This is a genomic window from Actinoalloteichus hoggarensis, assembly GCF_002234535.1.
Classification (GTDB): domain Bacteria; phylum Actinomycetota; class Actinomycetes; order Mycobacteriales; family Pseudonocardiaceae; genus Actinoalloteichus_A; species Actinoalloteichus_A hoggarensis.
In genome coordinates this window covers 6,425,705-6,440,393 of sequence record NZ_CP022521.1, presented here as the reverse complement: position 1 = coordinate 6,440,393, position 14,689 = coordinate 6,425,705, and the positions used below count along the sequence as shown (strand labels likewise).

Sequence of the window (14,689 nt, the reverse complement as noted above, 5' to 3'; positions counted from 1 at the left end):
CGTGGCAGGGCTTTCGTTCGGCTCCGCCCGCCGGACGCGATGTCCGAGACTGCCTGAGGACTCATCCGCGCGTCCAGCCGGGACGGTCGTTCGGCCGGTGACCGAAGAGCGCCTCAGAGGCGTGAACGGGGACGACCTTGTCGAGTCGGGGACGGGTGCGGCAAGATCACGACGCGGAGGCGGCGCATGCGCTCGCCCCCCGACGCATTCGACGCCTCCGCCTCGACAGACGGGCGAGGCAGCGAGATCTGCCGCACCCGCCTGTCGAGACCACCGTCGTACGCGCCCCCGGCCATGGCTCAGGCCACCCGCCAGCTTCCGATCTCGGTGAGTCGGTCGCGCAGCTCGTCCACTCCGGTCAGGGGGACCGGCGGGACCGGGGTCATGCCCTGTGCGGGCAGCACGAGGACGAACCCGCGGTGGTTCTCACTCAGGATGATCGTGGTCGGGAGCTGAGCGCGGCCGTCATCGGACGGCGTGTACTCCCAATAGCAGCTGCGGCCGTTGCCTGCCCAGGGCACGAAGACCCAGCCGGGGCGCTCGGCCAGCACGGCGTGCAGGGCGTCTTCGACCGCATAGCCTGCCGATCTGGACGCCAGGAGGCCGTGGTGCACGGCGCGCAGCCACCATGGCGCGGGCGGGTCGGCGCCTGCGGCCAGCGCCTGTCGGTAGAGGTCGAGGACGTCCTGTTCCGCGCCGAAGTGCACCCATGAGCTGCGGGCGTCCGCGGGGGAGTCGGCGACGCTGGGTCCGCTGCCCTCCAAGGCGAGGGACCATTCGAGCTCGGGAAGCGGTTGCAACCAGGACAGGGCGTCCGCGGTCGGTCTGGCCTGGGGGAGTGTCAGGCGGGTCGATCCGTCGGCGGAGGGAAGCGGGATTCGGTCGGCCAGTCCGGTGCTCGACGCGATGCCGGCGGCCGCGGCACGTTCTGCGGGGTTGAGGTCCGGCCGGTCGGATTCGCTCGGCTCAGGCCTGCTACGGAGTGCTGGCATCCATGCCTCCTAGGGGTAGGTAGGACTATCAGCATCACCAACGTTAACGTCCGAGCCGGGACCCCTCTTTCCAATTAACAGTATTATTATAGAGTTGTGTTGGAGATCACGACTTTGGCTACTCACCGTGATCTTGTCGCCTGAACGTGGAGTGAAAAAATCCGGGCAGGCTCGCTGTGAGCCTGCCCGGACCTCCCCCATGCTCCGGCCGGACATGTCCCCGAAACATTCGCCGACCGGTCGTCATCGCACGGCGGCGACCTCAGGCATCGCGCCGCTTCGTCACGATCACCGCCGCCGCCAGCAGGACGGCCGCCACGCCCGCGAACCAGGCGAGAGCGCCCCAGGGCCCGAAGGGCATGTCGCCGTTGCTCAGCACCCCGGCCGCGTTGACGCTCACCGCCGCGTCGTCCAGCTCGCCGAACAGAAAGTGGTTGGCCGCGTAGAACGGCAGCCACGGCTCCACGGCGGGCCCGACCCTCGGGATCAACGGGATCAGAGACTCCAACGCGAGCGGCCACATCAGCACCGCGGTCGTGGCGGCGGCCGGCTGCCGGACGAGCGTGGCCACGGCGAGGGCGAAGACACCCGCGAGCGCGTAGACCAGTCCCGTGCCCGCGATGGTGCGCCACTGCCCTGGCTCGGTGACGGCGAGCTGCGCCTCCGGCGAGAGCAGCACCGCGAGCCCCCACGAGCCGAAGGCCGTGACGAGGCCGGCGGCTCCGGTCAGCGCGGCGATCACGACGCTCTTGGCCAGCAGGACCGCGCCTCGGTCGGGCGCCGCCTGGAAGGTCGCCCGAATCGTGCCGAAGCGGTACTCGGTGGTGATGCTGAGGGCGGCCGTCGCCATGACGAGGATCAGGCCGAACTGGCTCGTCGTCTGCGTGAGCCCGATCGACAGCATCTCGGGCTCGGCGAAGTTCGCGATCAGACCCGCCAGGGCCACCGACACCACGATCGCGGTGGCCAGACACCACCAGGGCGAGCGGATGGAGAGGAGCTTGATGCGCTCGACGGCAAGCAGGGTCATCGGTTCGCCTCCTGTCGTGCGGCGGAGCCGGTGCCCGCGCCGATGAGTTCGGGCCTGCGTTCGCCCTGAGCCTGGAATTCGACCGACTCGTTGGTCAGGGCGAGGAACGCCTCCTCCAGCGATGCGCGCTGCGAGGTGAGCTCGTGCAGCACCACGCCGGCCGCCGCGGCGATCTCGCCGATCCGCGCGCTGCTGCCGCTCACGATCAGCTCGTCGGCGGCGGAGCTGGACACGGCCGTCTTGATCCGTTCGCCGCGCAGCGCGGATCGCAGTCGCTCGCGCTGCGGAGTACGCACCAGGACGGTCGCGTCGCTCGCCTGATCGACGAACTCGGCGGTGCTGCACTGGGCGATCAGCCTGCCGCGGCCGATCACCACCAGCTCCTTCGCGGTCAGCGCCATCTCGGAGAGCAGATGACTGGAGACCAGCACCGTGCGTCCCTCGCCCGCCATCCGCTGCATGAGCTGCCTGATCCAGAGAATGCCCTCGGGGTCGAGCCCGTTGACCGGCTCGTCGAAGAGCAGGATCTCCGGGTCGCCGAGCAACGCGGCCGCGATGCCGAGGCGCTGGGCCATCCCGAGCGAGAAGCCGCCCGCCCGCCGCCGGGCGACGGCGCTGAGTCCCACGAGCTCCAACACCTCGTCCACCCGCCTGGCGGGAAGCCGGTTGGACTTGGCGAGCCACCGCAGATGCGCCCGGGCCGAGCGGTTCGGGTGGACCCACTTCGCGTCGAGCATCGCCCCCACCTTGGTCAGGGGCCGCTTCAGTTCGCGGTAGTGCCTGCCGTCGATGCGGACGTCGCCCTCGGTCGGCCGGTCCAGGCCCAGGATCATCCGCATCGTCGTGGACTTGCCGGAGCCGTTGGGACCGAGGAAGCCCGTCACCGTGCCGGGACGAATGCTGAAGCTGAGGTCGTCCACCGCAAGGGTCTTGTCGTATCGCTTGGTCAAACCGCTCGCTTCGATCATCGTCCCCTCCAGGTCTCTTGGACATCAGAAGACTAGCAAAGTGATATCACTTATTGCTAGCATGGGTCTCTGACATGCGGTTTCCGAGAGCGGAGTGCTGTATGAGTGCGGAAAATCCGATCGAGTCGCGTGGCACGTGCGGCCGGATCGAGGCTGGGCGAGGCGCCTCGCGAGACCACTGTCGAGCCGGGCGCACAGGATCCGCCGCGGTCACCGAGCCGGCGGCCCGTCGGGTGGCACCGTGTTCCCGCGACGCGGCGAGCCGCGACGGCGGACATCGTCCGGAGTGGACGTCCGGACACGGTGGGTCGATCGAGCGGCGGCGGCCCGCGACGGCCGCCGCGGGACTCGTGAGCGGGCGCGGGGCGCGGATCGGCGCCGGACGCGGTACCGCGAACAGCAGGCGCCCGTTCCCCGGCGCGCGACGTCCGCTAGGTGGCCCGCGCCCGGTAGGCGCGCTGCCTGCACGCGGCCGAACAGTAGGCCCTCGGGCGACCGGTGGCGCCGCTGACGACGGGAGCGTCGCAGGACGGGCAGCGCCTGTCGTTCCGATCGTCGACGGGAGCGGAGTCGATGAGCGCCTGGATGCCGTCGCAGATGCGCTCCATACCGAAGACCAGGCCGTCCTGAGGAGGCGGGAAGTCCTTCTCGGTGAGCAGTCGCCCGAGCGCGACGTGCCGCCCGCTCACCGCATGTCGCCGGATCTCGGGATGGCGCTCGGCCCACCACTGCTCGGCGTCCAGGCCGGACTCGGTCCGCGTCCGCAGCTCCTCGATCGAGTCGCTCGCCGCCCCGCGCACGAAATGGTTGATCAGCTGAAGGGTCGAGGTCCGCTGCGAGCCGTTGAGTCCGCTGCCGTCGAGTGCCGCGAGGGCCGCGTCGAACGAGGCGATCACGCGCGGGCCGAGCATCGGCCTGGTCTCCGGTACCCGGAGCAGCCAGGGATGACGGTGATAGGTACGCCAGTCGGCGCGCGCCAGCTCCCAGACCCGCTCCCGCCAATGGGTTCCGGCGAAGGTAGGAGCGTCGGCGTACGCGGCGTCGACCATGCGGCCGACCAGTTCGGCCTTGGTGTGGACGTAGCGGTACAGCGACATGGTCGTCACGCCGAGCCGGTCGGCGATCTCGCGCATGGTGAGAGCGTCGAGCCCCTCGGCATCGGCGAGGGCGACGGCGGTGGCGACGATCCGGTCCGTGGTGAGGCGCCGACCCGGCCTCCCGTGCTGACGTCCTTCGCCCGGCTCCGGCTCGGTCGCCGCCGATGCGCCGGGGTCGTCTCCGTCAGGACTCGTCACCGCGTCTACTCCGGATCTAGGTATGCTACGTACACTTTTCAGCTTCGGGGCGTGGTGGACCCCGACTGGGCAAGTGCTTGTTCTACTTGCAAGAATCGACCGTCTTCCCTCGCTTCTGCTGTGGACCGGCGACGCTCCATTCCTGGTTACGTAACAGGAAGGATAGTTACGTAACGGCGGCTGGTCAAGCGAGCCGAGACGAGGGAACCTGCCGGAAGGACTCGTCATGACGTCTTCCCCTCCCGACACCCGGCACGGCGCGGATCAGCCGACCCCCGTGCCGCCGCGCTATCTGGCACCCGACCTCGCGCGCGGATTCATGCTGCTGCTCATCGCCATGGCCTACGCGCCGTTCTACGTGTCCGCCGCGGAGTACGGGCTCAACTACCACCCCGACGACGGCAGCACGGCCGACGCGGTCACCAACCTCCTGCGCATCGTTCTGCTCGACAACCGCTCCTACACGATGTTCGCGGCCCTGTTCGGCTATGGCCTGGCCACCGTGGTGGCGCGCAGGCAGGCGGCGGGAGCCGCCCCCGTCGAGACACGCCGGGTGCTGCGACGGCGAGGGCTCTTCCTGCTGCTGTTCGGCTTCGTGCACGGGACGCTCGTCTTCCCCGGCGAGATCCTGGGTGCCTACGGGATCGCGACGCTGCTCGTGGCCTCGCTGCTGTTCCGGCCGGACCGCGCGCTGCTCCGGGTCGTCGGCATGCTGATCCCGGTCTTTCTGCTCGTGGTGCCGGTGTTGACGCTGATCGCCTCCAGTGCGATGTACGCCGAGGGCGCCACCGTGGTGCCGGGGTACTCGCCGCCCGAACTGCTGGAACGACTCGTCACCTACCCCGTGACGCCCGTGTACAACCTGCTGACCTACCCCGTCGTCCTCACCATGCTGCTCGGGGTGTGGGCGGGCCGGCGCGCCGTGCTGGCCGATCCGGCCGCGCATCGCGGACTGCTGCGGCGGACCGCGGTGATCGGCATCGCGGTGTCCGTGGCCGGTGCGCTGCCCGCCGGCCTGGTGGCCGCAGGCCTGTGGCAGAGCAGCACGACGCTCGACGGCGTGCTGATGACGGTGCAGATCCTCACCGGCGTGGCGGGCGGACTCGGCTACGCGGCGGTGTTCGGGCTCATCAGCGCCCGAGCGGGCGATCGACCCGGTCCGATCGCCCGCGCGCTCGCCGCGGCGGGGTCCCGATCGCTGAGCTGCTACCTGTTCAACTCGGTGCTGCTGGCGCTGCTGCTCTCCCCGTCGCTGCTGGGGCTCGGCGACTCGATGAACAGCACCGGGGCGCTGTTCGCCGCCGCGGGCGTCTGGGCCGTCGGAGTGACGCTCGCCGTGCTGCTGGGCCGGTCGGGGCGTGGCGGGCCGGCCGACGTCCTCCTCCGACGGCTGGTCAACGGCCCCGCACGCGGTCGCTGACGCCCGCCGAGGCACGTGACCCGGCTGCCGCGGCTCGGATGCGCGGCCCCGCGGCCGGGTGCGGCGCGACGGCCGGGTCTCCCGCGGCGACGGCCGCGTCGTGTTCGATGCCGGAGGGCGACGACGTTCGGTCGGCGATCAGGGCGAACGTCTGATCCAGGGAAGCGCGTCGGAGCGACAGCTCGTGCACCACCACCGACAGCGCGGCGGCCAGTTCGCCGATCTCCTGGCTCGTCGACCCGGTGATCAGCAGCGCCGGATGCTCGCCGTCGATCTCCTCGGCGACGGCGAGCCCTCTGCGCCGCAGCTCGCGGGCGAAAAGCATCCACTGTGGACTGCGGACGCGGATGGTCGCCGCGCCCGCGGTGTCGAGGAACTCCTCGGTGGGGCAGCTGGTGATCAGGCGTCCCCTGCCGATGACCACGAGTTCGTCGGCGACGTCGGACGTGGTGGACAGCCGGTGTCCCGAGACCAGCACGGTGCGGCCCTCGGAGGCGAGCCGCCGCAGCAGGGTGCGCAGCCAGCCGACGCCATCGGGATCGAGGCCGACGCTCGGCTCGTCGAGCACGAGGATCTCCGGATCCCCGAGCAGCGCGCCGGCCAGACCGAGTCGGCGGGTGTCCCGAGGCGAGAGCCGGCCGGAGCCGTGTGCCCGAAGGTCACCGAGTTCGACCAGATCGAGCACCTCGTCGATGCGCCGGGCAGGCAGCCCGTTACGCCTGGCGAGTCTGCCGAGCCGCGCCCGGGCCGCGTTCCTGGAGCGGATTCGGCTCGTGTCGAGCAGGCCGCCGATCTTGCGCAGCGGCCGGTCCAGTTCCCGATAGGGCCTGCCGTCGACGAGTGCCTGCCCCGCCGTGGGCCGCTCCCGGCCGAGGAACATCCGCATGATGGTCGACTTGCCCGCGCCGCGCGGCCCCAGCAGAGCGGTGACCCGTCCGGCCCGTACCCGGAAAGACACGTCGTCGACCGCGAGGACGCGGCCATGGCGCCGAGTGAGACCGACGGCCTCGATCACCGTCGCTCCTCGTCCGAAGACGACCTGCGGAAGAAGGCCGCGGCGTGCACAGCCTGGGGCGCAAGGGATCGGCTCACCTGTCCACCGTCTCCCATCGGGCGACGCCGGTGATCGGTGATGCCCCTGAACCCGCCCCCGATACGTCCCTCCAGCCATCCGGGGCCGCCTACGGGTCATCCCCGGGCCGCAGATCGAACGGCGCGGGGGTCGAACGGCGCGGGCAAGGCACCCACCGGATGCCGCCGGACGCCGCATGGACCGGCGTGTCCGGCGCGGGCACGCGGCAGGCCCCTTCCGTGTCGGAGGCCGCGGCAGGCGCCGTGTCCGGCGACGGGCCGAGCAGCCCGACGGGCACGGAAGATCCTGATCAGTCCAGCGTGAAGGGGTCGTAGCGGATGCGCTCCAACGGCGTGCCCGCCACCAGCATCCGGGAGACCGTCGCCCGGATCATCGACGGCGAGCCGCAGACCAGGACCTCCCGCTCGGTCCAGGCGCCGTACCGAGTGACCACGTCCGCCAGGGTGCCCTGCTCCATGCCCGAGCGCAGGGGTCCGGACTCCACGACCGGGACGACGGTCAACCACGGGTTGGTGACGCTCAGCCTGTGCAGGTTGTCCAGATCGTAGAGGTCGTCCATGCTCCGCCCGCCGATGAACAGGTGCACTCGCGGGTTCTCGCCGAACCGGGCCAGTTCGTCGATGACGGCACGCATCGGAGCGAGGCCGGTGCCGCCCGCCACCATCAGGACGTCCCGTCCCTGCTCGCGATCCACCGACATCCGACCCATGGGCGGGCCGATGCGCCAGTGGTCGCCGTACTGCGTGTGACCGACGATCGAGCGGCTGACCCAGCCGCCGTCGACCGCCCGGACGTGGAACTCGATGGAGCCGTCGGGGCTCGGCGCGTTCGCGGGGGTCATGTACCGCCACAGCCGAGGACGTTGCGGCACCTCGACGCTGACGTACTGTCCGGCGCGGTAGGGCACCGGATGCTGCGGCTGCACACGCACCAGGGCGAGATCCCAGCTCAGCCGCTGGTGATCGACCACCTGGGCGTTCCACCAGGCCGGGTTCTCGTCCGCGTCGGCCGCCTGCTGCATGGTCGTGGCCATGATCGTGTAGGCCTCGGCCCAGGCCAGTTCCGTCTTGGCGTCCCAGGAGTCGCCTGCGAACTTCTTGATCGCGGAGAGCAGCGCGGTGCCGACGGCCTCGTAGTGCGAGACCACCACGCCGAACTTGCGGTGGTCGCGGCCGAGCTGACGCAGGAAGGGCAGCAGGTCGTCGGGTCTGTCGACCATCTGGACGAAGTGCACCAGCGCTCGAAGCAGCCTGCTTCGCTGCACCTCCATGTTGACCGGGAACAGCTCCCTGGTCTGCGGGGCGAGACTGAAGAGCATCCCGTAGAAGAATCTGGCGACCTCGTCGGCCTGCGGCTCGATGCGCGCGTAGCTGTCTCGGATCAGGCGCACGGTGGCACTGATGCCCGATGACGACGTGCGTCGTGAGGGAGGCTCAGGGCTAAGCACGGCGTTGGCTGTCATGGTCCGGGTGCAGTCTTCTCCAGTAAGTTCGCCGCGCCCGGTCAGACGCGCCGTTCCTCTTCACAGTCCCTGCCGAGAAGGACACTAACTCCTCATTGGACGGAATGGTTCCTTGATGCCACCTCTGGGCGGATCTCGGTGACTCACCGTTGATGATGCCTGTGGCAGGAGGATGAAGGTAGAGGGCCAGGCGTGGAACTTGGACGTGGGGCATGACACGGTGGAGAACGTGATCCAGCAGACCCTGGTACCGAGCGGCACCGCGGCGGCCGAACTTCTCGAACTCGAGCTCGCCGATCCCGTCTCCAGCACGGGCCCCCGGCGTGTCGAGCCCTTCGGGCCGCCGCCCGCCGGATTCCGTCCGGCGCAGGCCCCGGCGTACACGCCCGCCAGGCCGCCCGCCCCACCGCAGGGCCCTCCGCCACAGGTCGCACCGCCCCAGGTCGCACCGCCGCAGCCGCCGCCCGCCCAGGCCACGCCCGTCCCGACCCCGCACCTGGTGCCGGGTTCGGCGGGCGAACGCAGACTCCAGGCAGCCGTCGGCAGCGAGCAGCGCGCGCAGCGCTTCTACCGCGACCAGGTGCTGGACCGACTCAACGAGATGATGATCGAGTTCATCGGCCGGATGGACATGGCCTTCGTCGCCTCGGCCGACTCCGGCGGCGAGTGCGACGCCTCGCTGCGGGCAGGCCCCGCCGGCTTCATCCGGGTGCTCGACCCGTACACGCTGGCCTACCCCGAGTACCGAGGCAACGGGGTGATGGCCAGTCTCGGCAACATCAGCGAGAACCCTCACGTCGGCATCCTCATGGTCGATTTCGTCCAGGACCTCATCGGGCTGCACGTCAACGGTAAGGCCAAGGTCGTGGAGGACGCCGATCTGCGTGCCGAGCACTCGGGCCTGCCGACCGACTTCGACCGTGGCCGGACCCCGGAACGATGGGTCGTGGTGGCCGTCGAGGAGGCCTACATCCACTGTCGCAAGCACATCCCTCGATTGATGCCGATCGCCAGGGACCGACCTTGGGGCACGGACGACACCCGACGCAAGGGTGGGGACTACTTCGCCGCCAAGGGCATGCCCCGGCCGTGGAACCCGGTCGAAGAGCCGCCCGCGCTCTCCGGCGGGCTGCCCCTGCCCGGCGGCGACGCGCCGTCGGAGGGCGGTCGGTGATCGGGACCGACAGTGCGACACTGGAGGCTGCCGGCGGGTGATGAGAGTTTCGGGTGGGAGCCTCGGTGGGAGCGGAGTCGGGGAATGACTCGATCGCGGTGATCGACGCCTCGGAGGGCGCGGAGCACCCTCGGCGGCGAGTGGCCGCCGAGGCGGTGGAACGCGAGCTGTCGATGCTGTTCCGTCGGGCCAGGCGGATCTCGCTGAGCCTGGCCGCCGAGATCGACCCCGCGCTGGAGCCCGCCGCCTACGGGACGCTCGCGCTGATCGCCGACGCCGGGCCGCTGCGCGGCACCGAACTGGTGGAGCTTCTCGGGCTGGACAAGTCCACGGTGAGCAGACAGATCGCCCAGCTCGTCGAACTGGAGCTCGTGGCTCGGGTCGCCGACCCCACGGACGGCCGGGCGCGACTCGTGCGGATCACCGAGGTCGGCGCGGATCGACTACGCGGCTTGCGGGAACGCCGACGGCAACGACTGCACGAGCACTTCAGCACCTGGTCGACGCAGGATCTCGGTGAGCTGGCCCGGCTCCTGCCTCGGCTCAACGAGATGCTCTGAGAGCGACCGCCCGGCTACGAACGGATGCCGACCGGGGGCCGGGACTCCGGCCGGTGGTCGATCGGCGAGGCGAGCGGGTGCGGAGTCGTGGCCTCCGGCCGGCCACGCCGGTTCGCGCGGTATCGGGCTCCGTCCGGGGGTTCCGGTCGCTTCGGCTCCTCGGCCCCTCGGCTCCTCGGCCCCTCCGGCGTGTGACGGCGGCCACGCCGGCCCGCGCGGGCGACGAGGCCGTGTTCGCACCGAAGGACCCGTCCGTGTTCCGGGTCCGTCCTCCGTCGGTTCGGCCGCCCATCGGAGTTCGTCGCGCACCCGGGTTCGTGGCCGCACCGAATCGGTGTCCCCGGTGAGTCGTCCTGCCGTCGAGTTCGCCCTCGCATCGGCGCGTCGTCCGGTGTCTGTCGAGCCGGTGTTCGTGCGCGACCCGCCCCCCGTGACACGAGGCCCGCTGAGCAGCCGGTGTCCGACCACCGGGCGTGCCGACGACGTCGAGGTCGGCCGCGCGGGCGTGGCGCGCGGCCTCCGCGAGACGGCGCCGCAGGCAACGGCCCGCCCGTCCACGGGCCGGCGGACGGACGAACCGCATGGTGCGGCGCGCCTCTCTGCAACGGCCCGCCCGCTCGTGCGGGACAGCGCCGGTCGGTCGGCCGTGGGGACCGCACGCCACGGCGCGTACGCCGTTCGTCACGGCCGGTCCGCCGCCGAGTGAGAGCGTCGACCGCGCGCTGGGCGGGAGCGCCGGCCGGTCACCGAGCCGGTGTGTGTTCGGGCCGGCGGGTCGGCGTACTCCATGCCGTGATGCGGAGAGATGCCCGGTGTGAGGGAGGACTCCGCGCGGGCTCCGTGACGGACGACCTCCCTCGGACGTAAAGTTGTGTACGGCAACTAAATAGACAGGTCGAAGGAGGATGCGATGCGGTCGCGGTCCGCGCTGCGCGAGACGACGGGTTCCACTCACGTCGGGCGGTCGACGACCGCCGGAGCGCTCGCGCCGTCGACCAAGGCCCCGCCAGTGCCGCCCTCGTCGCCTGAGCCGCCCGTTTCGGCGGGTGGTGATCAGATGACTCGCCGACAGATCCTCAAGGCGCTCTCCGGGCTTCTCCTGGCTCTGCTGGTCGCCATCCTCAGCTCGACCATCGTCACCAACGCGCTGCCGACCATCCTGGCCGAGCTGCACGGCACCCAGTCCCAGTACACCTGGGTGGTCACCGCGACGCTCCTGTCCGCCACCGCGACCACCCCCGTCTGGGGCAAACTGGCCGACCTGTTCAGCAAGAAGGCGCTGATGCAGGCCTCGATCAGCCTGTTCGCCCTCGGCTCCGTCCTGTGCGGTCTCGCCACGTCGGTCCCGATGCTGATCGGCTTCCGCGCGGTGCAGGGCCTCGGGCTCGGCGGGGTGCAGGCCCTGGCCGCGGTGATCATCGCCGCGATGCTGAGCCCGAGGGAGCGGGGTCGCTACAGCGGATACCTCGGCGCGGCCTTCGCGGTGGGCACGGTGAGCGGGCCGCTGGTCGGCGGGCTGATCGTCGACACGCCGTGGCTGGGCTGGCGATGGTGCTTCTTCGTGGTGGTTCCGGTGGCGGTCGCCGCCTTCCTCGTGTTGGGCCGGACGCTGCGGCTGCCACTGGTCAGACGCGAGGTCGGCATCGACTGGCTGGGCGCCACGCTGATCGTGGGCGGTGTCTGCCTGCTGCTGGTCTGGGTGTCCTTCGCGGGCGGCGCCTTCCCCTGGCTCTCGACGACGAGCCTGCTCCTGCTGGGCGCCGCGCTGCTCTGTCTCATGGGAGCCGTCCTCGTGGAACGGCGGGTGCCCGAGCCGGTGGTGCCGTTGCGCCTGTTCCGGGATCGCACCTTCACCCTGGCCACCGTCGCGGGCATCGGGCTGGGCATCGCGATGTTCGGCGGGTCGTTGTTCATCGGGCAGTATTTCCAGCTGGGCCGGGGGCACTCGCCCACCGAGGCGGGCCTGCTGACGCTCCCGCTGGTGCTCTCGCTGTTCATGACCTCGACCGCGTCGGGCTGGCTGATCTCGCACTGGGGCCGGTGGAAGGGCTTCCTGACAGCGGGCGCCATCAGTCTGTTCGCGGGGCTCTGTCTCCTGGCGACGATCGACCATGCCACGCCGTTGTGGCTGGTCGGCGGCTATCTCGCGCTGTTGGGCTCGGGCGTGGGCCTGAGCATGCAGAACCTCGTGCTGGCCGTGCAGAACAACACGCGGGCCGAGGATCTGGGAGCGGCCACCGCGACCGTCACCTTCTTCCGTTCGCTCGGCGGCGCGACCGGGGTGTCGGTGCTGGGAGCGGTGCTCTCCGGGCAGGTGGCGACGCGGGTCGCGGCGGCGACCGGCGGCACGGCGGCGGACGCAGGCGCCTCACTGGACCTCGCGACGCTGCCCGAACCGCTCCAAGACGTGGTGCACACCGCCTACGGCGACGCGACCGGCCTGGTCTTCGGGCTCTCCGCAGCCGCCGCCGTCGTCACGCTGTTGTGCGTGCTGTTCATCCGAGAGGTGCCGCTCCGCACCACGGTGTGAACAAGCCATGACCGCCTGTGCAGCGGAGGCACCGGCATCGACCGCCCGACGGGATGTCGAGCCCAGCGCAGCGGAAGATCGACTAGGCGGTCCACAGCCTGTGGACAACTCGAGCCCAGAACGAGGGATTCCCCGAGTTATCCACAGGCTGTGTGGACAACTCGGGGAACAGTTGGGGACAACCGGTGGACTAGTCGCTTCCGCTTCGGGACAGCTTGATCGACGCTGTGGACATCGGCCTGCGGCCCGGCCGGTCGCCCGGCGATCCCCGTCTCCTCGGTGCCGTCGGCGTCAGTCGTTCACCTTCGTCGGCTCCACGTCACCCGTGCCACCCGCTCCGGTGTCGCCACTCTTACCGGTGATGCGCACGATCTCGCCCGACCGCAGGCGGCTCAGATAGTCCTTGACCTCGCGCTTCACGATCGGCGCCAGGAAGTACAGGCCGGCGATGTTGAAGAGGGCCGCGACGAAAAGTGTCGCGTCGGCGAAGTTCAGCACCGGTCCCAGGGTGAGCACGGTGCCGACGATGATGAAGAAGCAGTACACGGCCTTGTAGGTGATCTCACTGCCCCGGCTCTTGCCGAACAGGAACGTCCAGGCCTTCTGACCGTAGTAGGCCCAGGTGATCATCGTGGAGACGGCGAACAGGATCACCGCGATGGTCAGGACGTACGGGAACCACGGCAGCACGGTCTCGAAGGAGGCCGAGGTGATCGTGACGCCGTCCGGGGCATCGCCGCCCGCCATCACGGTGGCCTGACCGTCCCGCCAGAGCTGCGTGTTGGCGATGATGATGGTCAGCGCGGTCATGGTGCAGACGATCACCGTGTCGACGAAGGGCTCCAGCAGCGCGACGAAGCCCTCGGTGACCGGGTGCTTCGTCTTGACGGCGGCGTGTGCGATGGGAGAGGAGCCCACGCCTGCCTCGTTGGAGAACGCGGCACGCTGGAAGCCGACGATCAGGACCCCGACGACTCCGCCCGCGACGCCCTGCGGGTTGAAGGCACCGGAGATGATGGCATTGACCGCGCTGGGAACCTGATCGATGTTGACCAGGATGACGGTCAGACAGGCCAGCACGTACACGATCCCCATCGCGGGGACCAGCTTCTCGGTGACGCGGCCGATCGACTTGATGCCGCCGATGATCACCAGCGCCACCACGCTTGCCAGCACCAGGCCGAAGATCAGCGCGGCGCCGTCGCCGCCGAAGAGCCCGTCGGCACCGCCGGTCACCGACTGGACCTGCGCGAAGGTCTGGTTCGCTTGGAACATGTTGCCGCCCGCGAGGGCGAAGAACAGCAGGAAGACCGAGGCGCCCACCGCCATGACCTTGCCCGCCGCGCGTCCGACGCCGTTCGGGAACCGCTCCGCCATGCCCTTGCGCAGGTAGTACATCGGGCCGCCGGAGACGGTGCCGTCCGCATGGATCTCGCGGTACTTCACCCCGAGCGTGCACTCGACGAACTTCGTACACATGCCGAGCAGACCCGCGATGATCATCCAGAAGGTCGCACCCGCACCGCCGATGACCATCGCGACGCCCACGCCCGCGATGTTGCCCAGCCCCACCGTCCCCGACAGGGCCGAGGACAGCGCCTGGAAGTGCGTGATCTCGCCGGGTTCGTCGTCTCGGGTGTACTGACCTCGCGCGATGCGCAGCGCCAGGCGGAACTTCCCGAACTGGATGAGCCCGAAGTAGATGGTGAAGATCCCCGCCGCGATGACCAGCCACGCGACGATCCATGGGAAGGAGATGCCGAAGAGGGTCCATTCGGCGAAGATCAGGCCGTCGGCGGCCTCCTCGATGGGGGCGAAGACGCTGTTGATGCCCTCCTCGATGCCGGAGAGCGCTCCGCCCTCCGCGGCGAGCGGTGGTGGTTGGGTCGAGTCGGCTGCCCACGGCGCGTGAGCCGGTGGCGCAAGTGTGTCCCAAGACATGACCCCGTAGTGGAATGGGTCTGGACCTCCGAGACAAGTGCCGGAGCCGGAAAACTACCTTCCGTAGCCGAATAGACATCTTCTCCCGTCCTGGCCGCCTTGTCGGTGAACGCCCGTCCGCCCAGGTCACCTGAATGTCAAGATCATGAAAACTTTTCGTAGTGAGGTGCGTGACTCATGAGATAGCTTCTGCTCCCCAGGGCCGTGTCGACGCCCGCGTTCGC

At 70.1% G+C, this 14,689-nt stretch carries 11 protein-coding genes; 4 read left to right on the top strand and 7 right to left on the bottom strand.

The genetic code is table 11. The features are described from left to right. Positions 1 to 299: 299 nt before the first annotated feature. The 4 genes from AHOG_RS27470 to AHOG_RS27455 all read right to left on the bottom strand — a co-directional run bounded on the left by AHOG_RS27470 (position 300) and on the right by AHOG_RS27455 (position 4,285). Positions 300 to 992 (bottom strand): hypothetical protein, encoded by a 693-nt coding sequence (locus tag AHOG_RS27470; RefSeq protein ID WP_093943893.1) that lies wholly within the window; start codon positions 990 to 992, stop codon positions 300 to 302. 262 nt (positions 993 to 1,254) lie between these two features. Further along, positions 1,255 to 2,022, bottom strand: a complete 768-nt coding sequence (locus AHOG_RS27465) for a hypothetical protein (RefSeq protein ID WP_221438869.1) — start codon at positions 2,020 to 2,022, stop codon at positions 1,255 to 1,257. Continuing rightward, complete coding sequence (locus AHOG_RS27460; protein WP_093943892.1) at positions 2,019 to 2,990, bottom strand: ABC transporter ATP-binding protein; 972 nt, start codon at positions 2,988 to 2,990, stop codon at positions 2,019 to 2,021. The genes AHOG_RS27465 and AHOG_RS27460 overlap by 4 nt, the downstream gene beginning before the upstream one ends. A gap of 431 nt (positions 2,991 to 3,421) precedes the next feature. Beyond that, complete coding sequence (locus tag AHOG_RS27455; RefSeq protein WP_169725913.1) at positions 3,422 to 4,285, bottom strand: TetR/AcrR family transcriptional regulator; 864 nt, start codon at positions 4,283 to 4,285, stop codon at positions 3,422 to 3,424. A 226-nt stretch (positions 4,286 to 4,511) separates the two neighbouring features. Between AHOG_RS27455 and AHOG_RS27450 the strand changes: the two genes are divergently transcribed. Further along, complete coding sequence (locus AHOG_RS27450; protein WP_093943890.1) at positions 4,512 to 5,705, top strand: DUF418 domain-containing protein; 1,194 nt, start codon at positions 4,512 to 4,514, stop codon at positions 5,703 to 5,705. On the opposite strand, the gene AHOG_RS27445 is transcribed toward AHOG_RS27450, so the two are convergent. Next, positions 5,680 to 6,720, bottom strand: a complete 1,041-nt coding sequence (locus AHOG_RS27445; protein WP_093943889.1) for an ABC transporter ATP-binding protein — start codon at positions 6,718 to 6,720, stop codon at positions 5,680 to 5,682. The genes AHOG_RS27450 and AHOG_RS27445 overlap by 26 nt on opposite strands. 367 nt (positions 6,721 to 7,087) lie before the next feature. After that, positions 7,088 to 8,260, bottom strand: a complete 1,173-nt coding sequence (locus AHOG_RS27440) for an FAD-binding oxidoreductase (RefSeq protein ID WP_093943888.1) — start codon at positions 8,258 to 8,260, stop codon at positions 7,088 to 7,090. Between the two features lie 172 nt (positions 8,261 to 8,432). On the opposite strand from AHOG_RS27440, the gene AHOG_RS27435 reads away from it, so the two are divergent. The 3 genes from AHOG_RS27435 to AHOG_RS27420 all read left to right on the top strand — a co-directional run bounded on the left by AHOG_RS27435 (position 8,433) and on the right by AHOG_RS27420 (position 12,524). Next, positions 8,433 to 9,434: a pyridoxamine 5'-phosphate oxidase family protein gene (locus AHOG_RS27435; RefSeq protein WP_093943887.1), complete on the top strand. Its 1,002-nt coding sequence runs from the start codon at positions 8,433 to 8,435 to the stop codon at positions 9,432 to 9,434. 53 nt (positions 9,435 to 9,487) lie between these two features. Continuing rightward, on the top strand, positions 9,488 to 9,994 hold the full coding sequence (locus AHOG_RS27430; protein WP_245856480.1) for a MarR family winged helix-turn-helix transcriptional regulator: 507 nt from the start codon (positions 9,488 to 9,490) through the stop codon (positions 9,992 to 9,994). A gap of 1,057 nt (positions 9,995 to 11,051) precedes the next feature. Next, the gene (locus tag AHOG_RS27420; RefSeq protein ID WP_093943885.1) at positions 11,052 to 12,524 is read left to right on the top strand and encodes an MFS transporter; all 1,473 of its coding nucleotides are present in this window, start codon (positions 11,052 to 11,054) and stop codon (positions 12,522 to 12,524) included. 291 nt (positions 12,525 to 12,815) lie between these two features. On the opposite strand, the gene AHOG_RS27415 is transcribed toward AHOG_RS27420, so the two are convergent. Continuing rightward, positions 12,816 to 14,465 carry an alanine/glycine:cation symporter family protein gene (locus AHOG_RS27415; RefSeq protein WP_093943884.1) on the bottom strand — a complete coding sequence of 550 codons (1,650 nt, stop codon included), beginning with the start codon at positions 14,463 to 14,465 and terminating at the stop codon, positions 12,816 to 12,818. Positions 14,466 to 14,689 lie beyond the last annotated feature (224 nt).

Excerpts from the sequence above, each read along its gene's own strand:
- AHOG_RS27415 (WP_093943884.1), bottom strand. The coding sequence starts at position 14,465 with ATGTCTTGGGACACACTTGCGCCACCGGCTCACGCGCCGTGGGCAGCC.
- AHOG_RS27460 (WP_093943892.1), bottom strand. The coding sequence starts at position 2,990 with ATGATCGAAGCGAGCGGTTTGACCAAGCGATACGACAAGACCCTTGCG.
- AHOG_RS27420 (WP_093943885.1), top strand. The coding sequence starts at position 11,052 with ATGACTCGCCGACAGATCCTCAAGGCGCTCTCCGGGCTTCTCCTGGCT.
- AHOG_RS27440 (WP_093943888.1), bottom strand. The coding sequence starts at position 8,260 with ATGACAGCCAACGCCGTGCTTAGCCCTGAGCCTCCCTCACGACGCACG.
- AHOG_RS27435 (WP_093943887.1), top strand. The coding sequence starts at position 8,433 with ATGAAGGTAGAGGGCCAGGCGTGGAACTTGGACGTGGGGCATGACACG.
- AHOG_RS27450 (WP_093943890.1), top strand. The coding sequence starts at position 4,512 with ATGACGTCTTCCCCTCCCGACACCCGGCACGGCGCGGATCAGCCGACC.
- AHOG_RS27465 (WP_221438869.1), bottom strand. The coding sequence starts at position 2,022 with ATGACCCTGCTTGCCGTCGAGCGCATCAAGCTCCTCTCCATCCGCTCG.
- AHOG_RS27470 (WP_093943893.1), bottom strand. The coding sequence starts at position 992 with ATGCCAGCACTCCGTAGCAGGCCTGAGCCGAGCGAATCCGACCGGCCG.